The organism is Gammaproteobacteria bacterium (genome assembly GCA_013696315.1).
GTDB lineage: Bacteria > Pseudomonadota > Gammaproteobacteria > JACCYU01 > JACCYU01 > JACCYU01.
On sequence record JACCYU010000235.1, the window covers coordinates 1 to 21719 of the forward strand.

The window sequence follows — 21719 nt, forward strand, 5'->3', positions numbered from 1 at the left end:
CTGTACAACCATCACTTGCCGCAAGCCGCCCTCAATGCAAAGCCACCCATCCATGCGATGAAACAATGGCATGCCAAGCACCCTGAGTTGTTTCATCGAAAGCCTTATAATTGTCCGGGACTTGACAGTTACGTAGCGCCTTGTCTTGGTACTCGGCACAAGCTGTACCAACGTCTATCAGCAACTTAGTAACGGTGTTGATGGAGCAGTCAGCGAGGCGGGAAGTGGCGCGAAGGCTGTTGCCTTCTACTAACGTACCTAAAATCTGCGCGCGCTTTTTGACATTCATTCTGTTCACCGTCCTGACCCTAAAGCGGGTGGCGGGGTCAAATTCAAACTGAGACACTACCCATTAGCCGTGGCGCATGCAACGCGCCGTAAACGATCCGCTACGCGATGCTGACCGCAGTGTAGTAGACGTGAAAGGTGAGTTTACTCAAAACGCCACTTGAATTGCGCGCTCAAAATGTCGCTCTCGCCCTCGAACTGACCGGCAAGATTATGCTGTAGCGCGTCGTAAATCTGCGGTTCCATCATAAACGGGTAGGCATACCCGACATCGAACGACAGACGCGGAGTCGGCGAGTATCCGACGCCTAATGCCAGCCACACCAGATCCTCGCTGGCCACAAGTCCAGTATTGCGCTCGCTCGCGGGCAGCGGGCTCTGATCGTAAGCCGCGCCTAGGCGATATTTCAAGCGGTCGCTCTGACGATAATTCAATCCCAGCGTGTAGCGGTATGTATTTTCCCAGTTTTCGGTCGTGGTGCCGCCGCCTTGCCTGTAGCCATCAGGCAGCACGCGGAATTCATTGAACTGAGTCCAGTTCACCCACGTCACGTCGCCCGCCACACTCCATTGATTGTTGAATTGGTGCGAGGCGCCTACCGCGAACGAACCCGGCAACCCGAGGCCGGAGATTACCGCCTGGTCAGTCAGCCGCGCGAGATCCGTCGATAACAGCGGTCCCGCGGTATGGAACACGGTTTCATCCTCCGCGGGCAACTGCATTCCGGATTGATAGCGCATACCCAGACGCGTGCTTTCGGTAACGGCCAAGGTTGCGCCGAGATTATAGCCGTAGCCAACCGCGTTCGAATCCAGCGTGCCCGGCTCGCCCCGCGCGAGATTCTCCGGCGTATAGGCGATCGCATCCGAACAGGTAAGAAGCGGTAGCTCGCCGCGTTCTTCCAGTGCTACGCAGTCCGTGTACTGATTAAACCGATGGGAACGTGCAGTGTCGAAAAATATAGCGTCGATACCGACAGTTACGGCCAGACTGTCGTTGACCGAGTAGGCAAGGCCGGAGCCGAAACCGTGCGCTCCGGATAATGCGCTGGCGCCGTATCCATCGTCGCCCATATGGAGACCGAGCGACGCGTCATCCGAGACAGGAAACGCGTAAAGCACCCGCCCCGCGGCCGAATCCGCATAGTGTTGCGGGCGGCCCGCGCTGACATGATGCAGCGAGGGTGCAAAGCCCATTTCAGGCGTGATCGCGCGCGCCCCCGCGGCTATTGAAGCGTGATCGGCGACCTCTTCGCTGCCTGAGCTTAGCCACGCAATGAGTTGACCGCCAATGAGTGAAGGCGTCGATGTGCGCGTATCGGCGTGGGCGATTGCTGCTGCGGCAGTCATCAAAATGGAAACGAGCATGGTGCGCAGCACGTCGGGCGCCGGATGAAGGACGGTAAGTGCTATTGTCATGGCGATTCTCGCGGTCTCCCCTAAGGCCGACACCAAAGTATAGCACCGGGCACCACATTTGTTGCAATACTACCAACAAAATTTCAGCCGGCAGGCACGGGCCGCGGTCTGCCGTTGTTGTCGATCGCCACGTAAGTCAGTTGAGCATCGGATATTTTTATGCACACCGGATCGACGGGGTTGCGTTGCGCGTAGACTTCGATGTTCACGAGCAGGGAGCTGGTGCCGACCGACTCTATTTCCGCGTACACACTCAGGATGTCGCCGACCATGACTGGCTTCAGAAACGTCATGCTGTTGACCGCCACGGTCACCACCCGACCTTTGGCGCGCAGCACGGCCGGGATGCTGCCGGCGATATCCACCTGCGACATAATCCAGCCGCCGAATATATCGCCGCCAAGGTTGGTATGCGCGGGTGTAGCCGGAACTCTTAAGACCGGAATCCGACCCGCAGGCAGCCCGATTGTATGACTTGCCACCCCAGTCACTCGTGCCTGAACGGCAGCCCCATGTAGCCAATCTACACAATAAGCCCGCGCCTGGACGTCGATCAAGTGAAGCCTGGATTTCATTGCACTTGCTTGATGCGGCACTATGGCACTTGAATCGGCACGGATCAGGAACCATTTTCAGGGCCGGTGACCTGACATTTTAGGATCCCACTTTTTGCCAGACTCAATCGGCGTCTCACGAGGCCAACATGCCTCACGAGGAATATATGGCTCCGTCAACCGCTTCAGCAACAACCGTGCGAGACATCCCCGCAACCGCGCAAGTCACCGCGTCGATGCCGCGTTACACCGTTGCGGAGCGGCTGGCCGCGATAAACCGGATCAAGCGCCTGCTTAAAGCGCGGGACGCCGTGCTGGTAGCACATTATTACACCGATCCGGACATCCAGTTGATTGCTGACGAGACCGGCGGGTGCGTGTCGGACTCGCTGGACATGGCGCGCTTTGGGCAGGAACATGCCGCCAGCACCTTGGTTGTGGCTGGTGTTCGCTTCATGGGCGAAACCGCGAAAATTCTGAGTCCTGAAAAGCGGGTATTGATGCCAACTCTCGAAGCGGAGTGCTCACTCGACCTGAGCTGTCCGCCGGCGGCGTTCAACAGGTTCTGCGACGAGCACCCGGATCGCACGGTTGTCGTTTACGCCAACACCAGCGCGGAGGTAAAGGCGCGCGCGGACTGGGTGGTGACATCCAGCATTGCCGTGCGGATCATCAGCCACCTTATGGACGAGGAGCGCAAGATTCTATGGGCGCCGGATCGCTACCTGGGTCGGTATCTCAACGAGGTCACCGGGGCGGACATGGTGCTGTGGAACGGCGCCTGCGTGGTGCACGAGGAATTCAAGTCGGCCGGGTTGCGCCAGTTAAAGCAGACGCATCCCGACGCGGCGGTGCTGGTCCATCCGGAGTCGCCCGCCGACGTGATCGAGATAGCCGATGTCGTGGGATCGACGACCGCACTTATCAAGGCCGCCCGTGAACTGCCTCACCAGACGCTGATTGTAGCGACCGATCGCGGCATCTTTTACAAAATGCAGCAGGCGGCGCCGGGGAAAACGCTGCTTGAGGCGCCTACGCACGGCGAGGGCGCAACCTGCAAAAGCTGCGCGCATTGTCCGTGGATGGCCATGAATGGGCTGCATAATCTCGAACGCGCGCTGGAAGCCGGCGCTAACGAGATCCATCTGGATGAAGCGGTGCGACACCGCGCCTTACGATCGACTCAGCGCATGCTGGATTTCGCCCGCCAGAATTAGCGGGCTAGCAAGACTTGCAATATTTAATGTATCCCGTTCGCTGGCGCCGATTCGGTAACGGGTGCCTGCGTGGTAACGAGCTTGCCACGCAGTTGAGTCAGGCTCACTTCGATCCCAAGTTGCAATCGCTGATCGCCATACTCAAGTAACGGCAATACCCGCAACAACAAAGCGGCGAGGTGATGATCGAGCGCTTGCGTTTGCCCCGCCGCCAACAGTTCGACGGCGCCATCCAAGGTCAACTTGACCTGTGAAGTCGAACTGCCCGCGCGCGGTGACTCCGGTCCGATGCGGGGAAATTCCTCGATTACCAGTCGGTTGCCTCCGGCGCCTCTGGCGCGCGTCAGAGGCTGTTCGGCGCGTTTGATGATGTCTTCAAATCGCAGCTCGGCACTGCAAGGACCCGTGACCAGCGCAGCACTTGCGGTAACCTGGAAACGCTGATCGCCCAGCCGATAGAGCGACTCACCAATCAAGGTATGAACTCGCTTGGCCGTGATGGAAGCGGACTGATGATCGGCACCCGGCATGACGACCGCAAACTTTGCCAGACCGGCTCGCGCGGTCAGATCTTCCCGGCGCATACTCCCGGCGATCAGGCGGCCAACGTGGCTCAGGATTTTCTCCGAGATCTGACGTCCCTTGCCTTTGAATACGTCTTCGAATGCGTCCAGCTCAATGAAGAGCATTGCCAGGTCCGCGTTCTGACTGACTGCTAACGCAAGCATCGCGGCGCCCTGTTCGTGCAGATGGCGCAAGTTCGCCAGCCCGGTAAGGGGATCGACGGTGCTCTTTTTCGCGAGCAGTTCCTGCGCCTGCTCCAGTAGTCGGCTGGTTTGATTGGCCTTGGCGTGTACGCTGGCGCGCGCCCTGATCTGCACCGAATCGAACGGCTTGGAAATAAAGTCACTGGCGCCCAGAGACATGACCTGGTTACGTATCTTCTCATCGTCTTCGTGGCCGGTCATGATTATCACTGGCAGCCGGTTGATGCGCACTTGCGCGGACTCCCGGATGTCGCGAAGCAGCTCGAAACCGTTTTTGTTAGGCATCATCAGGTCTGAAAAAACGACCTGAATACCGTTTTCGCGGGCGAGAATATCCCATGCGACATTGTCGTCCGCGGCCTCGATGACGGTAAAATCCTGTGACAGTATCCGCTGAATGGCCCGTCGCATGACGTTCGAATCGTCCACCACCAGCACGCTCGGCTTTTCCAGGGCAACGTCGTTTGTGTTCGGGGCTGTGGTCATCCTTATCTCCCAGTTCAGGTAAGCCCGGCTACTGCGTGCCCTGGCGTGATGGCAACGGCAAGGTCAGGGTGTTAGGGTCAGCGTCCGCGGGCGGCGGAATCGTCTCACGCGTCTGCGCGCTCTCGGACGGCAGGATCCGCGCGTCAGGGCTATTGCGCGAGCCTAAAGAGATTACGGTAAACGTGCTTGCCAGCGCAATCGCCACCGCGCTTGCGTGTCCGATCAACAACACGGGCCATGTGCGTCTGCGTAGCGGATAGTAGAGTAACAGCCAGACGAAGACGTAGACGAGCAGGGTGAACCAGTAAATCGTGGCATTCTCAATATTGATGGCCAGCGGGCCGATGCGGGTGGGCGCGACAACGCCCTGATACGCGATCCACGCGCCGGCTCCGAACAGTCCGGCGAAGGCGACGAAATGAAATATGATGCGGCTCTTCATTGTGATCGAGCGTTATAGTTTGAAATGAACATGATGAGACATCTGATGTGCCGTGAGACTAATCCCCAAGGTAGGTATAACCGTGCAGGCCGTGCTCAAGCTCGTCGCATAGCGCTGCCTGGCGCTCGGCACTGAATCCTGCCGCCGCGACTTTTTCGTGATAGACGGCCAGCAGGCGCTCGGGCGAAAAATGCACCATGCTCAGCAACTCGTCCACCTTGTCACCAAACTCCGGCGCGTCCAGTCGATAACCACCGTCCGGCAACAGTTCTACATTAATGGCGTGCGTATCACCGAACAGGTTATGCAAATCCCCGAGAATTTCCTGGTACGCGCCGACCAGAAATATTCCCAGCAGGTAGGGTGTTCCGGGCTGGTAATCGTGCACGGGAAGCGTGGCCTCGATGCGCCCGCTGTCCACATAGGCGCGAATCTGCCCATCCGAGTCGCAGGTCAGGTCTTGCAGCACCGCGCGTCGCGTTGGCGCTTCATGCAGGCGATGCAACGGCACGATGGGAAAAATCTGGTCGATCGCCCATACGTCGGGCACCGACTGGAATACTGAAAAATTACAGAAATATTTGTCGGCGAGTTTTTCATGGAGTTGCGTGGCAATGTCCCGCGGCGGCTCTTGCATCGAGTCGAGCGTGCTCATCAACCGCTGGCAGATCGCACGATGGAGTTGCTCGGCCCGCACTCTGTTGCGCAAATCGAGCACCCCATGCGTGTACATGGACTGCGCCTCGCTCAACCAGTACTGCGCCTCGTTATAGATTTCACCGACCGACAGCTCATATTGATGATCGTAGAGACGCCATAGCTCACGCAGCACCACAACCGTATCGACCTGCGCGGGCTTCGCAACATCGCCTGCCGAGGTATATTCAACGTCGATGACGTTAGTAATCAACACGGCATGATGTGCGGTCATGGCGCGACCGGCTTCAGTCACGATATCGGGATGCGGAAGTCGCTGCTCATCGCATATGTCGGCTAGCGCACGCACGATGGTACCCGCGTATTCCGGTAGCGTGTAGTTCATGGAGCAGTAGGCACGCGAGCCCGTGCCTTCGTAATCGACACCAAGCCCGCCGCCCACGTCGACCACGTCAATGCCGGCGCCCAACGCGCGCAGATCGGCGTAAAAGCGGCCCGCTTCACGCATGCCGCGATTAATGTCGCTGATATTTGCGATTTGAGAACCCATGTGAAAATGCAGCAAGCGCATACTGCCCAGTAAAGACTCTTCTCTTAAGCGCTCGATCAACGCCAGCACTTGCGCGGCGGACAACCCGAACTTGGCCTTGTCGCCGCCCGTGTTCTGCCATTTGCCCTCGCCAATCGAAGCTAAGCGTACGCGCACACCCAGCAGTGGCGAGACACCCAGCGCGCGCGACTCGCGAAACACCAGTTCCAGTTCCGACGGCTTCTCCACCACGATATACACGCGATGCCCCAGCAGGCGTCCAATCAGCGCCAGACGGATGTACTCCGAATCCTTGTATCCGTTACAGATTACGACGCCGTCATCCTCAATGAGCGCCAGGACCGCCATCAGTTCCGGCTTGCTGCCAGCCTCCAGACCGACCCGGCCGCTGCCGTGGTGCAGAATCTGCTCGACGACGCTGCGCTGCTGGTTGACTTTTATCGGATAAACCGCGGTGTAGCGTCCCCCGTAAGATCGCTCACGCATGGCGCCATCCACCGCGCTACATAACTGCGTCACGCGATCGCGCAGAATGTGCTGAAATCGCACCAGCACGGGCAGGCGCAGCCCGATCGAATGGAACTCCCGCACCAGCGCTTCCAGCGGCACGCCGGCAATGTCCGGCTGGTCTCGGTGCAGCGCCACCAGACGGCCGTGAGGATCGATATCGAAATACCGCTCCGCCCAGTTGGCAAGGTTGTAAACCTGCCGCGCGCGCGCGATCGACCACGGCTGCTTCGCTTGCGTGTGTTCGTCTAGCGATGGCATGATTCACGCTCCGGGCGGCGGGACGTCATAGTTCTAGAACGAAGGCTAGCAGCCATGCCTGCTAGCGGGTTCAGCAGCTTTCGCCGGCGCTTGCGATCCATACGCGAAACGACCATCACCTCCCTCAACAATAACGTATACATTCCTGACATCTCACGGAGCAGCTTTATGGCACTGGACAACCGCTGGTTCAGCGAAGTATTCGAGCAATGCGGCTCAGCCTTTTCGCTGCGACTGAAGAGCAAGCTCCACGAGGAACAGTCCGCTTATCAAAAAATAGAAATATATGACACCGAAGGCTTCGGCAATCTCATGGTCATCGACGGCTGCGTCATGTTGACAGACCGCGATAATTTCATCTACCACGAGATGATGGCGCATACCGGGCTGTTCAGTCACTTAACCCCCGCGCGCGTGGTCATCGTCGGCGGTGGCGACTGCGGCACCTTGCGCGAGGTGCTGAAGCACCCCGAGGTCAAAACCGTGTGGCAGGTGGAAATCGACGAGCGCGTGACCCGGCTGGCTGAACAATACTTTCCTCGACTATGCGATTCCAACGACGACCCACGCGCGCACTTTTATTTTGGCGACGGTATCGACTGGATAAAGCGCTGCGAACCGGCTTCGCAGGACATCATCATCATTGACAGCACCGACCCGGTGGGACCCGCCAAAGGGTTGTTTTCGGAAAACTTCTACCGCGATTGCCACAAGGCGCTGGCCACGGGCGGCCTGCTCGTGCAGCAAAGCGAATCCCCGCTGGTACACACGGAAAGCATTATCCGCCCGATGGCCGAAGGATTGCGCGCGGCGGGATTCACGGACGTCGCCGTGCATCATTTTCCGCAGTGCAGTTATCCCACCGGCTGGTGGAGTGCGATCATGGCCCGCAAAGATGGCGCGATCGATTTTGCGCGCGCGCAGGCCGCTGCTGAAAAAGCCTTCGAGACTCACTACTACAACGCCGAGATACATCGCGCCAGCACGGCCGCGCCTGAGTTTTTCCGGCGCGCGCTGGCCATTGGGGGCGAGGCAAACAAAGGCATATAAAACATTTTAAATGTCGGCCGCCCCGCGCAATCTGTCCAGACGCAGTCGCTGACGCTCGTCAAACAGGCGGCGCGCACCGATGCCGGCCGCCGCGAGAATGCCGAAACCCGTGCCGGCCGTGACCAGAAAGAACACCAGAATCTGATATTTAACGGCCTCCATCGGCGGATTTCCCGCGAGAATCTGGCCCGTCATCATGCCCGGCAGACTGACCACGCCGGCGGCGGCCATGGCGTTTACGATCGGGATCAGCCCATTGCGCACGCTGTCGCGGCGTATGGCGACAATCGCTGTAGCCCAGTCGTGACCCAGAATCAAACGCGCCTCGATCACGGTCCGCTGTTGCCACGCGAGCCGCGTCAGATTATCGAGCGTTAACGCCACCCCGGTCATGGTATTACCCAGCATCATGCCCAGAAGCGGTATCGCGTAGCGCGGCTCATACCATGGGTCGGGGCCGACGATAACGGTCAGCGCCAGGAACGTGACGCTGAATGCCGAGACAAACATCGATAGCGTGCCGAGCGCGTACCCGGCCATGCCCCCGAAGCGGCGCTGCTGCCTCGCCATCACCTCGTAACCCGCGATGATCAACATCGATAGCGCGAGCAGTGTGACCCACCACAGGCTCACGTTCGCAAACAGCGCCTCCAGCACCAGCCCGATCAGCATCAACTGCGCCGCACAACGAACCGCGGCGACGACCAGAGTGCGCGAATGCCCCGCGCCGGTAAACCAGTTGGACGCCGCCAGCAAGACGATGAGCGACGCCGCGAGGCCGAGATCGAACGCGCTGAGCCGGATCATGTCCATCAGTGGCTCGGGGCCTGCAACCGCCCGTCCGCCATGCGAACGACGCGGTCGGTGATTCGTGCCGCCTGCGCGACATCGTGGCTCACCCACAGCGCACAGGCATGGTTTACCTTGAGGTAATCGGCGACCAAGGCTTCCACCCGTCCGCGGTTAATCTCGTCCAAATTCGCCGTGGGTTCATCCAGCAGCAGCACCCGCGGTCGATTGCTCAGCAGCCGCGCCAGCGCCAGCCGCTGGCGCTCGCCGCTCGACAGGCGCGCCACCTGCCAGTTCAGGGTTTCGGGACCGAACCCCAGCGGCGCGATAGTCGCGGCGGCGCCTTTAGCGAAGTGCATGCCTACCGTATCAGCCCACCACTGGCTTTCCGCCGGCAGCAATCCCACGCGGCGGCGCCACTCGGGCGGCGACAGGTCGCGCCGGCAACAGCCTCCGATTCGGACGTCGCCGCTGACACAATCCATATCCGCCACCGCGCGCAGGAACAACGTTTTGCCCGCGCCCGATACACCTTGCACGACCACGCATTCCAGCGCGTTCAAGGTCAGCGTAATCGGGCCGAAGTGCGCGCCGCGCAGGTTGTCAATCTCCAGCATACTTTGCGGTCAGACTGTAGAGCATCGAATCTGTGTATCCTCGACAAACCTAGCAGAAACGCCCGCACGAGACCTCAGGTAACGGAATCTGTTATGTTGCGCTCGTTTAGAAAAGCCACTTGAAGGAACCCGATTATGTCTACCTCTCATTCAGATCAGCTGCCCGACATCCAACTGGATCGCGACAATCTTTACCAGGAAGAAACCTTCTCCGATCGCAGCGCCGGCAGCATCATGCGACTTACGCCGGTCAAGCCCGACGGTTCCAGGGACCATGACCGCACGGTGCAGTATTTCGGCCAGACGCAGATTATGTCGCCGATGGGCGCGCTGCCGCTTAGTTTTCTGCTGAAAGCAGACTCGCTGGAGGAGGCGATCAAGCAGTTTCCGCAAGCCGCCAAAACCGCTATGCAGAACGCGGTCGAGGAGATCAAGGAACTTCAGCGCGAAGCTGCGTCCTCTATCGTCGTTCCACAGGGTGGCAGCGGCGGGCCGTCCGGACAGCAAGGCGGCGGACGCCTGTTTCGCCCGTGACACAGCGCAATGTTCGCGCGTTGTGTTGAGATGGTCATAAATAGTCGCGCCGACAATAGAAAACGGGCGCCGAAGCGCCCGTTAACACTGACCTGCAAGACGAAAGGCTGATCCGTGTGTTACCAATTCTTGTGCGAATCAGCCGTCCCGAGTATTTCTAGCCCGTATTGACACCAATGCACGCAGGCAATCTTCATCATGGGTTATAGGCGTTTTCGCCGTGCTCGGCGACATCCAGACCTTCACTCTCCACTTCATCGGAAACCCGCAACCCGATAGTGAGCTTGATCAGCAGCAATGCGATTGCGCTGACCACAGCACTCCACGCGATCGCCACGGCTACGGTCTTGACCTGAATCAGTATCTGCGCGCTGTCGTAACCGAACTCGGGGCCCACCCATCCATCGACCACAAAACCGGCGCCGCCCAGCGCGGGATTGACGAATATGCCCGTCAGAATGGCGCCTATGATGCCGCCCACGGCATGCACGCCAAAGGCGTCCAGCGCGTCATCGTAGCCAAGCGCCTTCTTGATATAGGTGACCGCTAGAAAGCACAGGAACCCCGCCGCGAGACCAATTACCAACGCCCCTTGTACGCCGACAAAACCGCAGGCCGGCGTGATGGCCACCAGACCGGCGATACAGCCAGTTATCGCGCCCAGCAGACTCGGTTTGCCCTTGATGATCCATTCGGCGAACAGCCAGGTGAGCGCCGCCACCGCGGTTGCGATGATCGAGTTCGCAAGTGCCAGCACGGCGTAGCCATTAGCCTCAAGATTCGAGCCGGCATTGAAGCCGAACCAGCCCACCCACAGCATGCACGCACCGATCAGTGAAAATACGAGATTGTGCGGTGCCATCTGTACCCTCCCATGCCCGGCCCGCCGGCCTAAAAAGAGCGCCGCCATCAGCCCCGCGACGCCGGCGTTGATATGCACCACGGTACCACCGGCGAAGTCCAGCGCGCCCCATTGCCATAGCAGGCCGGCCGACGCGTTCATCTCGTCGACGACTCTGGCGCTGGTGTACGCATCAGGACCGGCCCACCACCACACCATGTGCGCCATCGGCAGATAAGAAAATGTAAACCAGATGACACTGAAGGCGAGCACAGCCGAAAATTTCATGCGCTCGGCGTAACCACCCGCGATCAGTGCGCAGGTAATCGCAGCGAATGTGAGCTGAAACATCGCGAACATCAGTTCAGGGATATATACCCCCTTGCTGAACGTTGCCGCGGCGGTAAACAAGCCGTTCTCGTCGTACACCACGCCTTCCAGAAACATCTTAGATAAGCCGCCGAATATCGCATTGCCGTCGCTGAATGCCACGCTGTAACCGTAAATCACCCACAACAACGCGATCACGCAAAAAATGGTGAACGTCTGCATCAGGGTCGACAGCATATTTTTCGAGCGCGTCATGCCGCCGTAGAAAAGTGCTAAGCCCGGCAGCGTCATCAGGATAACCAGCACGGTGGCGATCATCATCCACGCCACGTTGCCTTCGTCGAATTCGGGCGCCGGTTGCGCCCACGCCGGCGCGCTGACCAGCGTGCCCGCAAGCGCCAAACCTAATCTACAAGTCAGTTTCATGTTTGTCTCTCGTACTTAAGTTGTATCTGCACGCGCACATATCCGCGCGAGGAAATGTTTGCCACGTGCTTAATCGGGATCGTCACAGCGCATCCGCGCCGACTTCGCCGGTGCGTATGCGTATGGCCTGTTCCAGGCTGGATACGAATATTTTGCCGTCGCCGATCTTGCCGGTGTTGGCGGCTTTGGTGATGGCGTCGATCGCGTTATCCGTCAGGCCGTCGTCGATGGCGATCTCAAGCTTCACCTTGGGCAAAAAATCGACCACGTATTCCGCGCCGCGGTAAAGCTCGGTGTGACCTTTCTGCCGGCCGAAGCCCTTAACCTCGGTGACGGTGATGCCTTGCACGCCAATTTCCGACAGCGCTTCGCGCACGTCATCGAGCTTGAAGGGTTTGATGATTGCGGTGATGAGTTTCATGCTTGCAACTCCTTAATCTAAGGACGTCAATTAGAACTTGTAGATGGCTTCCAGGCCTACCGAATACTGACTATCATCGACGCTGCCATCGGTATCCACGAAGCTGTCGATGTCCGACCAGTCGTAGCGTGTTTCGGCACGGATCTCCACCGCATCGATGGGCAGATAAGCGAGCGTCGCGGTGACCTCTTTCCACTCCTGTGCCACGCCGGTGCGGAAGCCGTCCTCGTCATCGAACCACTCGCCGCGTAGCACTGCGCGCCATTGCTCGGCGAACTGGTAATTGGCGTAGCCCGCGACGCCTTTCCACTCGGCGTCCGAACCAGCGGCGACGGCGTCTTCCTGCTGCGCCCAATCGCCATTGACCACGAAAATAAGCGAGTCGGAGAACAGGTAGCTCACCACCACATCGACCAGGTCGCGCCTGCCGACTACCGCGCCGGGCTCGTTACCGGTATAAGCGGCTGCTGAAACATTGATAAAATCGGTGGGCGAGAACGAGGCGCCTAATTCGAGCGTCTTCTCGTCGGCGACATCGCCATCGGCGGCGACAGCGGCCGATTCTTTCAACACATCCCAGCCGTTGTTCACGCCCACAGTGAACTTGGCGCCGCCGGCGGTCTCCATGCTGGCGCGCACGCCAGTGTGCGTGAACGGAATGGCATAACCAAACAGGATAGAGCGGCTGAAGTTTAAGTTGGCCGGGCTTTCGATCACTTCCGCTCCCGCCAAGGTGACAAATTTGCCACCCACAAACGTGAAGGGTCCGGTGGCGTATTGGGCGAAGGCCTCCTGCACATCGAATTCGTCATCGGCGCCGGTGCCGAGCGGCGCGAATACGTTGGCATCCGACCCGGCGCTCAACTGTACCAGCCCGCCAAAACCATCTTCGGGCAGATAGCTTGCGGTTACATCCACTAGGTGCAAATTGAAGCTCTTGCGTTCACGGTCGAACACGCGGTTTGGGACGTCGCTGGTAAAACCTCCCGCGCCCGATAGGTAGGTGAACGAGGTATCAACATACCCCGTGAGAGTTACACCGGAAGCGTCAAGTATCTCCCCAATTGTTGGGGCGCTCGCGTCGTCGGACTCTGCGTGAGCCGCCGCTACGTGTACGAGGAGGCCAGCACAGAGGCTGGCCAAGAAGATGGGCTTCATAAGTTGCTCCGTTGTCTAAGGTTGATGGTCTTTCAGACGCCATGCTCCTACGTCTACGCGGCCAGAGCATTTCCTGTACCAGTCCGCAATACGCCGTCAAAACAATGACTTGAATGGCCAACCAGCCCTGATGCACAGTTATCCCGCACTATCAAAGCGCGTCGTGCCGGTCTGGCGCACTCGTTTAGTGCGGTATGGACAACGCGCTGAAACGCCAATACTCTAGCCCTATATTGGACGCGAGAGAGAAGCTGAGATGATCGAAACCAAGCTCTTGGACGACCTCGCCCGCAAACTGGCCGGCACGATGCCGCGCGGCGTGAGCGCATTTCAGCGAGAAATTGAAAAGAACCTTCGCGCCGGACTTGAGGCCGTGTTCCAGCGTCTGGACCTGGTGACGCGCGAGGAATACGAGGTGCAGGTGGCGCTGCTGGCCCGCAGCCGCGATAAGCTGGCAGCGATGGAGGCGCGGATCGCCGAACTGGAAGGCAAAGGCGAAGCCAAAACGCCTCCGGCGCAAGACCATCGAGCGCCTTTCGACACGATTTAGCCGGTAGCCCAGTCCGAGGCCGTGTGCGAGCACTCCCGCAAGCTCGCACAATAGCTCTCGTCATGACGAGCTGACTTCGCGGCGCCACACCGGTTAGCGCTGCGGCGCGGACAAGCCTCGCGCACTGTAAGGTCTGATAGAATCACAGGCTCGTCAAACAAGAACGACATAATCCTTGTCCCTCGCCATCGTTCTAAGCCGCGCGCAGCAGGGTATCGACGCGCCATCGGTCAGCGTTGAGGTTCATCTGGCGAACGGCCTGCCCGGCCTGTCCATCGTCGGTCTGCCTGAAACAGCGGTGAAGGAGAGCAAGGACAGGGTGCGCGCCGCGTTACTTAACGCAAAGTTCGAATTCCCGATGCGACGCATCACCGTCAATCTGGCGCCGGCCGATCTACCCAAAGAGGGTGGGCGTTTCGATCTGCCCATCGCTCTGGGCATTCTCGCGGCCTCGGGGCAGATGCCCTCGAAAGGGCTGGATGCATATGAATTCGTCGGAGAACTGGGTTTGAGCGGCGAACTGCGCGCAATCCGTGGCGCGCTGCCCGTGGCGTTGCAGGCGCGCGCCGCGAACAGAACACTGGTGGTGCCGCGCGCCAATGCCGCGGAGGCCGTGCTGGTGAAAGATTGCCGCGTGCTGGCGGCCGATCATCTGTTGCAGTTGTGCGCGCATCTGTCCGGCGCGGAACCGCTCATACCCTTCGCATACGAACCGTCTCGCGTGCATGTGCATGCGGAACTGGACCTGAGTGACGTACGCGGCCAGCACCGCGCGCGGCGCGCGCTGGAAATTGCCGCGGCCGGCGGCCACAACCTGATTATGATCGGGCCACCCGGCACGGGCAAAACCATGCTGGCCAGCCGCCTGCTCACCATCCTGCCACCCATGACCGACCGCGAAGCCATTGAATCAGCGGCCATCCTGTCCATCAGCGAACAAGGCTTTAATGCTCGCGACTGGCTTAAGCGGCCATTCCGCGCGCCGCACCACACCGCCTCTGGCGTGGCGCTGGTGGGCGGCGGCTCCAACCCCCGCCCCGGCGAGATATCGCTCGCGCACCACGGCGTCTTGTTTCTGGACGAGCTGACTGAATTCGATCGGCGGGTGCTGGAGGTGCTGCGCGAACCGCTGGAGACCGGACGGATCACCATCTCGCGCGCCGCGCGCCAAGCCGACTTTCCGGCGCGCTTTCAACTGGTCGCGGCAATGAATCCCTGCCCGCAGGGCTACGACTGCGATTTACGCGGCAACTGCTCGTGTACGATCGACCAGCAGCGCCGGCACCGCGCGCGTATTTCGGCGCCGCTGCTGGACCGTATCGATCTGCATATCGACGTGCCGCGCGTGCCGCGTGAGGCATTGCGCGCCGATGGTGGACTCCCGGCGGAAAGCAGTGCAGCCGTCCGCGCGCGAGTGGTGCAGGCGCGAAGCCGACAATACGAACGGCGCGGCATGAGCAATGCCCTGCTGCGCAACCGCGATGTGGAGAGCACCTGCGGCCTCGAAGCGGCGGATCATTCGTTGCTGGATCAGGCCATGAACCGCTTCAAGCTATCAGCGCGCGCGTACCATCGAATCCTGAAAGTCGCCCGCACTATCGCCGACCTGGAAGGAACCGATAACATCCGCACGCCGCACTTGAGCGAGGCTATTTCGTACCGGACTCTGGACCGGCTGCTGGCGAACTAAATGAAGCCGGTCAGCATCTTCCACAGAGGCGCCAGATGAGCAGGAACGAAACCGCGACCCCGGAAGCGACGCAGCTCAAGCGCGCCATCAGCAAACCGCTGCTGGTGGTGTTCGTGACCGGCGATATCCTGGGCGCGGGCATTTACGCGGTGGCCGGCGAAATCGCGAGCCAGGTGGGTAGCGCGGTGTGGGCGCCGATGCTGCTGGCGTTCGCGCTCGCGATGCTGACCGCGACGTCGTATTCCGAACTCGTTACCAAATATCCGCAGGCGGCCGGTGCGGCGCTGTACGTGCACAAGGCGTTCGGGCTGCCATTTTTGACCTTCATCATCGCCGTGGCGGTCATGGCTTCGGGCATTGCTTCGGCCAGCACCTCGGCGCTCGCCTTCGCGCAATACTTAAGCGCCCTGGTTTCGTTTCCGCAGGTGCTCGCCGCGCTGGCCTTTCTGCTGGTGCTGACCTTCATCAACTATCGCGGGATATCCGAGTCGATCAAGCTCAATCTCGGCTTGACGGCCATCGAGGTGTCGGGTCTGCTGATCGTAATCGTCATCGGCGGCATGGCGCTGGCAAGTGGCAGCGGCGATGTATCGCGCGCGCTGGAATTCAGGACCGATACTGCCATTCCGCTGGCGATTCTCAGCGGCGCCGCGCTAGCCTTTTTCTCGTTTGTCGGTTTTGAAGATTCGGTTAACTGCGCGGAGGAGACGCAGAATCCGCGGCAAATTTTCCCCTTCGCGTTATTTACAGGCTTGACGATCGCGCTCGTGTTTTATCTGCTGGTGGTGCTCACCGCGGCTGTCGTTCTGCCCACCGACAAACTGGTCGGCTCCAGCGCGCCGCTGCTGGACGTTGTCAGGATCGGCGCACCGGCTTTTCCCGCGAAAGTATTTGCCTTCATCGCGCTGCTGGCGGTCACCAATACGGCGCTGATCAATCTCATCATGGCCTCGCGACTGCTCTATGGGCTCTCGAATCAGGGCATCGTGCCGGCGTTGTTCGGCCGCGTCCATCAGACACGTCAGACCCCGTGGGTCGCGATCCTGGTGGTGTCCGGCGTCGCGGTCGCGCTGGTGTCTACCGGCAGCATCGCGGCGCTGGCGGGCACCACGGTGCTACTGCTGCTGTCGGTATTCACCTTGGTCAATGTGTCGGTGCTGGTGCTTCGTCGGGACAAAATCAGCGAGCAGCATTTTCGTGCGCCGACTCTGATTCCGGTGCTGGGCGCGATCTCCTGTGCGGGCCTGGTCGTGTTTACGATCGTGATCGATCCGTTCGCAACCTTGCGCGCCGTGCTGCTGATCGGCGTCGGTATCGTCCTGTGGTTTGTCAATCGCGCGTTTCACGGGCGGGTTAAAGAGATCGACAACACGCGCTTGATCAAGTGAATGCTGTCTCGCGCCGGCCGCGGATTCATCGTCGCGCTGCGGCAGCACTTTTGGCCTCGTCGTCTGCCGGGTGATAAAGTGAGGTATCCGCGGTCAATGACTGATGAGGAGGCCTCCTTGAGCATATCCGATTTTCCCGCATTTCCAAAAGAATTCAGCAAGCTGGGCGGCGCTGGCAAAGGCCGCGACGCCGTCGGCAAGAATTGGTTTCGAATCCTCACGGCGGAACTTGGCGGACTTAAGCCGCATGAACGCGCGCTTGATGCCGGCTGCGGCTTGGGCCGCATGGCGGTGCCGTTGATGGCCTATCTGCGCGAGCCCGGCTCGTACGACGGCTTTGACATTTCGCCCGAAGGCATTGCCTGGTGCCAGCAACACATCACCGGGAGACAACCCAACTTTCGTTTCCAGGTCGCGGACATCCGCAACACGCAGTACAACCCCAAAGGCAACCAGAAGGCGAGCGAGTACCGCTTTCCTTATCAGGATCAATCGTTCGACCTGGTGTTCATGGCGTCGGTGTGCACGCATCTGATGCCTGACGAGATACGGCAATATCTGTCGGAAACCAGCCGCGTGCTGAACACCGGCGGTCGCTGCGTGATTTCATATTTTCTGCTGAACGAGGCGTCGCTCAAACGCATTAAGGCAGGCAAGCTCAATCCCCCGCAGCGCAGCTTCAGCCACGATTACGGCACATACCGCGTGCAGAACCAACAGGTGCCCGAAGCCGCCATCGCGCACGACGAAGCATCCGTGCGCGAGTTATACAACCGGTACGGCCTGAGCATCACAGAACCGATTCACTACGGCGGCTGGGCCGCGCGCAAAAGCGCTCTCGGCGTCAACCACAATCAGGATTTGGTGCTGGCGATCAAGGCCTGACAATTTCCCAGGCTTGTGACAAAACCCAACATCCTCTGGATCTGCACCGACCAGCAACGTTTCGACACGCTGGGCTGTTACGGCAATCCGTACGTGCACACGCCGAACCTTGATAGTCTGGCGGAGCAGGGTGTGCTGTTCGAGCAGGCGTATTGCCAGAGCCCGGTATGTACGCCCAGCCGCGCGAGTTTCTTGACCGGCCGTTATCCGCGAACCACGCGCTGCCGCATGAACGGACAGGCGATCCCGGCCGACGAGAAACTCGTCTCGAAGCTGTTGGCGGACGGTGGATACAACTGCGGGCTGGCGGGCAAACTGCATATTGCGCCGACGCACCCTTCCGTATCGCCGCTGACGGAGCGGCGTATACACGACGGTTTCGCCGAGTTCCACTGGTCGCATCATCCAAATCCCGACTGGCCGACAGACGAATATCAACACTGGCTGCGCGGCCACGGTAAGGCATACAGCGTCACGCCGCTCAAGGGATCGAAGCACGTTGAAATCGGCATGGAGGCCGACTATCACCATACGACGTGGTGCGCGGAAAAGGCCATTCACTTCATGCAGGCCAACGCGCGGTACAAACGACCGTGGATGTTTGTCGTGGATATTTTCGATCCGCATCATCCGTTCGATCCGCCGAGGACGTACCTGGAACGTTACCTTGACAGGCTCGATGAGATTCCACTTCCGGCATACGTCCCCGGCGAGCTGGATAGCAAACCCCATTATCAGCGTGCACGGCACGGAAGCGCATCGCGCCGGAAAAAGGCGCTTGCCTACGAGAGTCTGACTAGCAAGGATCACCGGCTGCTGCGTGCTGCGTACTGGGCGATGGTGGACCTGATCGATGCGCAGGTGGGGCGCATGCTGGCCGCGCTGGAAGAAACCGGACAGCGCGATAACACCTTGGTAATTTTCATGTCCGATCACGGCGAGTTGCTGGGCGACCACGGCATGTATCTCAAAGGCCCGTTTTTTTATGACGTGTCGGTGCGGGTGCCGCTGATCGTTTCGATGCCGGGCATGGTGCGCGGCGGGCGCCGCGAGTCCTCGTTCGTCGAGTTGGCGGACCTGGCCCCGACGTTGCTGGAGGCCGCCGGACTGCCGGTATTTGCGGGCATGCAGGGGCGCTCGTTATGGAAACTTTTAACCAGCAAAAGGAAACAAATAACGCATCGCGACGACGTGTACTGCGAACATTACGATGCAAGCCTCGGCAACCGCAGTGCGGGCGCGCGGGCAACGATGGTGCGCACCCAAACGCACAAGCTGATCGCATTTCATGGCGAGGAATTAGGCGAACTTTACGATCTCTCGCAAGACCCCGGCGAACACGAAAACAGGTGGGCCGATCCCGCTTACGAGCAGGTAAAGCGCGAACTGCTGATCAGGCTCTGCGACCGCATGGCCGCTACGGTGGACCCGCTGCCGCCGCGGGTTGCGCCTTGGTGAGCGCCCGAATTCCTCAAGCGAGTGCGCGCAGCCGCGTACGCGCGGCGACGTTGCTTATCAGGCCCGGAAACAACCGGCAGGCCGCGACGCCGAAGCTTTGCACCACAGGTTTGTCGAAGGCGCGTCCCAGTAGAGACGCCACGTCGATTTGCGGGGACAGCTCCGCGAACGCGCGCGCATGAAAGCAGGGCGCGCGGTTGCCATCGATAAGGAACTCGCTGACCGCGAGCCTTGCGGTGTGCAGCGCGATCGACATCCCTTCACCGCAGAACGACGGGATAACGGCGAACTGGTCGCCCAGCCGATAAATGCTATCCGCGCCTTCGCTTTCTTCCGAGCCCGCGCCCGCATGCACGAAGCCGTAAGGCAGGCCTGTGATCGCCGCGGGACGCCGCCAGCACGGGTTTGCATGATCGACGAATTCGCGAAAAGCTACACACGAGCCGGAAATATACTCCAGCAGCCTGCTCCAGTCTCTCCCGATGCGCGCGAAGCGCTGGCGCGTGACGACCAGACACAGGTTGGCTTTTCCGTCCTCGATCAGCTGCAAACCGGCGTATCCGCCGTTAAACAATATCATTTCGACGTGTTCGGCCAGCGCCTGACGCTGCGCCCTCGTGCAGGCAAAGTGCATTTTGAAGCCGATAAAATCATTCTGCGTGCCGGGGCGCCTTTTCAGCGCCGGAAACTCGTGTTTACCGGTCGCGAGAAACACGGCGTCGGCTTTCGCGCCGAACCTGTCTTTGGCCCCGACTCGCCAGCCCTCGCCGGCCGGCGTGATACAAGAAACCTTGCCGCCGCGATGAATCGTCGCGCCATAATCCGCCGCCTGCGCCAGCAACTGCTCGTCCATCAAAAAACGTGACAGGCTCAGACCGATAAACGGCAATCGCGCCCGCGCGCGGCGCCTGCCATGATGCACGCGCACAAACCGCAGCGGCACCGCCCCCAGCCGCACCGCATCGATACCCAGTTCAGTCAGATATTGCTGCGCCTCGAAGCTTAAGAACTCCCCGCAGACCTTGTGATGCGCGTGCTTTTGTTTTTCTATCAGCAGAGTCTTTTTGCCCGCCCGCGCAAGATGGCACGCCGCCGCGCCGCCGGCCAGCCCGCCGCCGACGACGATCGCATCCCACTGGCGTGCCTCTTGCCTCAACATCCGCGCGGGTCGCGGTGAGCATGGGTTCGGCCGGCGCTGCGAAAAAAAGGGCAAATGAGCCATCAATGCGCGATCTGGAACATCATGCTTTCCGTCGTCAGACCGGGACCGAAGGCCAGCGCGCAACCCAGCGCGGCGGACGGCGCGCGATCGAGCATCTGTTGCAGGATGAACATCACCGTGGCGGATGACATGTTGCCGAAACGCCTTAAGATATCGCGCGAGTAGTCCAGTTCGTCGTCGCGCAGATGCAGCGCCGATGCCACCGCATCCAGCACTGAGCGACCACCGGGATGCACCGCCCATAGCGCGATGTCCTTACGCCGGTGCGCGCCGAGGATAGCCTCAATGCTCACCGGCAGTTCGCCGCCAATGGTGTGCGGCACGCGACCCGACAAGTGCATATCAAAGCCCAGCCGGCCGATACGCCAGGTGATCTGTTCGCTGCTTTGCGGCGCGATCACCGCGCGAAAATCGAGCAGTTCGATACCGTGGGGCTCGGCGCTGACCAGGCACGCGGCGCAGCCGTCGGCGAAGACCAGAAATGAAAGCACCTGCGCCAGATCGTCGGCCTCCTGCAGATGTATGGTGCAAAGCTCGAGGTTAAGCACCAGCACGCGCGCACCGGCCTCGGAGCGCACGATATGACGCGCCAGCTTCAGGGCGTTGATCGCGGCGTAACATCCCATGAAACCTACGGTGGTGCGTTCCACCGAAGGAGACAGACCGAAGCGCTCGATGATCTGCAGGTCTAGGCCCGGCGCATAGAATCCGGTGCAGGACACAACGATCAGGTGCGTCACCTTTTCGGCGCCCTGCGGCAAGCCCAGTTTTTCCAGCGTGCGCGAAGCCAGCCGCAAGGCGTGGACTTCGTAAAACCGCATGCGGGTCTGAGTGTCCGGGAAGCGTCCCGCGACGTAGAAATCATCGCAATCCAGACTGTCGGGCGCTGGGTTCGGCTTGACGTAGGAGTAGCGATGTTCGATCTGCGCACGCTCCGCCATGCGCTTGAACAGGCGCCTGGATCTGGGATCGGTCAGCAGGCGCGGGGCGTATTCGACGAACTTGTCGTGCACGTCATGGTCGGGCGCCGCGGTGGCGATTCGGTTGATATAGGCGCTGAACATGTTGAGAAGAAATGGTTGGCAAAAACGTCCTGGCGTCGTAACGAGAGGCAGGATACGCGCGCGACACCTGACCGTTCGGGAATACGTCAGAATCCGACACTCATCAGCGCCGCACGTTCCCGTGTGGCCCGTTATGCGCGGCGGCGAC

Annotated in this window: 21 protein-coding genes; 8 read left to right on the forward strand and 13 right to left on the reverse strand. The window is 60.1% G+C overall.

The features are described 5' to 3' along the window. Positions 1–31: 31 nt before the first annotated feature. From H0V34_13800 to H0V34_13810, 3 genes are all read right to left on the reverse strand, one after another. Positions 32–289 (reverse strand): hypothetical protein, encoded by a 258-nt coding sequence (locus H0V34_13800; GenBank protein MBA2492713.1) that lies wholly within the window; start codon positions 287–289, stop codon positions 32–34. Between the two features lie 143 nt (positions 290–432). Continuing rightward, on the reverse strand, positions 433–1707 hold the full coding sequence (locus tag H0V34_13805; GenBank protein MBA2492714.1) for an outer membrane protein transport protein: 1275 nt from the start codon (positions 1705–1707) through the stop codon (positions 433–435). 83 nt (positions 1708–1790) lie between these two features. Continuing rightward, positions 1791–2282: an acyl-CoA thioesterase gene (locus H0V34_13810; protein ID MBA2492715.1), complete on the reverse strand. Its 492-nt coding sequence runs from the start codon at positions 2280–2282 to the stop codon at positions 1791–1793. Between the two features lie 146 nt (positions 2283–2428). On the opposite strand from H0V34_13810, the gene nadA reads away from it, so the two are divergent. Then, positions 2429–3478, forward strand: a complete 1050-nt coding sequence (gene nadA / locus H0V34_13815; protein MBA2492716.1) for a quinolinate synthase NadA — start codon at positions 2429–2431, stop codon at positions 3476–3478. Between the two features lie 23 nt (positions 3479–3501). On the opposite strand, the gene H0V34_13820 is transcribed toward nadA, so the two are convergent. Genes H0V34_13820 through speA form a run of 3 tightly spaced genes read right to left on the reverse strand, consistent with a single transcriptional unit; the run spans position 3502 to position 7148 of the window. Continuing rightward, a complete protein-coding gene (locus H0V34_13820) occupies positions 3502–4731 on the reverse strand; it encodes a response regulator (protein MBA2492717.1) in 1230 nt (409 codons plus the stop codon). A gap of 28 nt (positions 4732–4759) precedes the next feature. Continuing rightward, on the reverse strand, positions 4760–5173 hold the full coding sequence (locus tag H0V34_13825) for a hypothetical protein (GenBank protein ID MBA2492718.1): 414 nt from the start codon (positions 5171–5173) through the stop codon (positions 4760–4762). A gap of 58 nt (positions 5174–5231) precedes the next feature. Beyond that, the gene (gene speA / locus H0V34_13830) at positions 5232–7148 is read right to left on the reverse strand and encodes a biosynthetic arginine decarboxylase (GenBank protein ID MBA2492719.1); all 1917 of its coding nucleotides are present in this window, start codon (positions 7146–7148) and stop codon (positions 5232–5234) included. A gap of 168 nt (positions 7149–7316) precedes the next feature. Here speA and speE point away from each other — a divergent pair, with 168 nt between their 5' ends. After that, entirely contained in the window at positions 7317–8198 is an 882-nt protein-coding gene (gene speE / locus H0V34_13835; GenBank protein ID MBA2492720.1) for a polyamine aminopropyltransferase, read from the forward strand. A gap of 6 nt (positions 8199–8204) precedes the next feature. On the opposite strand, the gene H0V34_13840 is transcribed toward speE, so the two are convergent. After that, positions 8205–9011, reverse strand: a complete 807-nt coding sequence (locus H0V34_13840; GenBank protein ID MBA2492721.1) for an ABC transporter permease — start codon at positions 9009–9011, stop codon at positions 8205–8207. Then, complete coding sequence (locus H0V34_13845; protein ID MBA2492722.1) at positions 9011–9604, reverse strand: ATP-binding cassette domain-containing protein; 594 nt, start codon at positions 9602–9604, stop codon at positions 9011–9013. Before H0V34_13845 ends, H0V34_13840 begins: the two co-directional genes overlap by 1 nt. Positions 9605–9739: 135 nt before the next feature. Between H0V34_13845 and H0V34_13850 the strand changes: the two genes are divergently transcribed. After that, the gene (locus H0V34_13850; protein MBA2492723.1) at positions 9740–10138 is read left to right on the forward strand and encodes a hypothetical protein; all 399 of its coding nucleotides are present in this window, start codon (positions 9740–9742) and stop codon (positions 10136–10138) included. Positions 10139–10334: 196 nt separating this feature from the next. Here the strand turns inward: H0V34_13850 and H0V34_13855 are convergent, their stop codons facing one another. The 3 genes from H0V34_13855 to H0V34_13865 all read right to left on the reverse strand — a co-directional run bounded on the left by H0V34_13855 (position 10335) and on the right by H0V34_13865 (position 13314). Further along, a complete protein-coding gene (locus H0V34_13855) occupies positions 10335–11735 on the reverse strand; it encodes an ammonium transporter (GenBank protein ID MBA2492724.1) in 1401 nt (466 codons plus the stop codon). Positions 11736–11817: 82 nt separating this feature from the next. Continuing rightward, the gene (glnK, locus tag H0V34_13860) at positions 11818–12156 is read right to left on the reverse strand and encodes a P-II family nitrogen regulator (GenBank protein ID MBA2492725.1); all 339 of its coding nucleotides are present in this window, start codon (positions 12154–12156) and stop codon (positions 11818–11820) included. Positions 12157–12186: 30 nt separating this feature from the next. Next, positions 12187–13314 carry a porin gene (locus H0V34_13865; protein ID MBA2492726.1) on the reverse strand — a complete coding sequence of 376 codons (1128 nt, stop codon included), beginning with the start codon at positions 13312–13314 and terminating at the stop codon, positions 12187–12189. Between the two features lie 256 nt (positions 13315–13570). Here H0V34_13865 and H0V34_13870 point away from each other — a divergent pair, with 256 nt between their 5' ends. The 5 genes from H0V34_13870 (at position 13571) to H0V34_13890 (ending at position 19285) form a co-directional block, all read left to right on the forward strand. Next, positions 13571–13864, forward strand: a complete 294-nt coding sequence (locus H0V34_13870) for an accessory factor UbiK family protein (protein ID MBA2492727.1) — start codon at positions 13571–13573, stop codon at positions 13862–13864. A gap of 175 nt (positions 13865–14039) precedes the next feature. Continuing rightward, positions 14040–15554 (forward strand): YifB family Mg chelatase-like AAA ATPase, encoded by a 1515-nt coding sequence (locus H0V34_13875; protein MBA2492728.1) that lies wholly within the window; start codon positions 14040–14042, stop codon positions 15552–15554. A gap of 35 nt (positions 15555–15589) precedes the next feature. After that, positions 15590–16942 (forward strand): amino acid permease, encoded by a 1353-nt coding sequence (locus tag H0V34_13880; protein MBA2492729.1) that lies wholly within the window; start codon positions 15590–15592, stop codon positions 16940–16942. Positions 16943–17038: 96 nt separating this feature from the next. After that, positions 17039–17827, forward strand: a complete 789-nt coding sequence (locus tag H0V34_13885) for a class I SAM-dependent methyltransferase (protein MBA2492730.1) — start codon at positions 17039–17041, stop codon at positions 17825–17827. A gap of 15 nt (positions 17828–17842) precedes the next feature. After that, a complete protein-coding gene (locus tag H0V34_13890) occupies positions 17843–19285 on the forward strand; it encodes a sulfatase-like hydrolase/transferase (protein MBA2492731.1) in 1443 nt (480 codons plus the stop codon). A gap of 13 nt (positions 19286–19298) precedes the next feature. Here H0V34_13890 and H0V34_13895 read toward each other — a convergent pair whose 3' ends face one another. Both H0V34_13895 and H0V34_13900 read right to left on the reverse strand, forming a co-directional pair. Beyond that, positions 19299–20444: an FAD-dependent oxidoreductase gene (locus H0V34_13895; GenBank protein MBA2492732.1), complete on the reverse strand. Its 1146-nt coding sequence runs from the start codon at positions 20442–20444 to the stop codon at positions 19299–19301. A gap of 62 nt (positions 20445–20506) precedes the next feature. Beyond that, the gene (locus H0V34_13900; protein MBA2492733.1) at positions 20507–21571 is read right to left on the reverse strand and encodes a type III polyketide synthase; all 1065 of its coding nucleotides are present in this window, start codon (positions 21569–21571) and stop codon (positions 20507–20509) included. Positions 21572–21719: the final 148 nt, after the last annotated feature.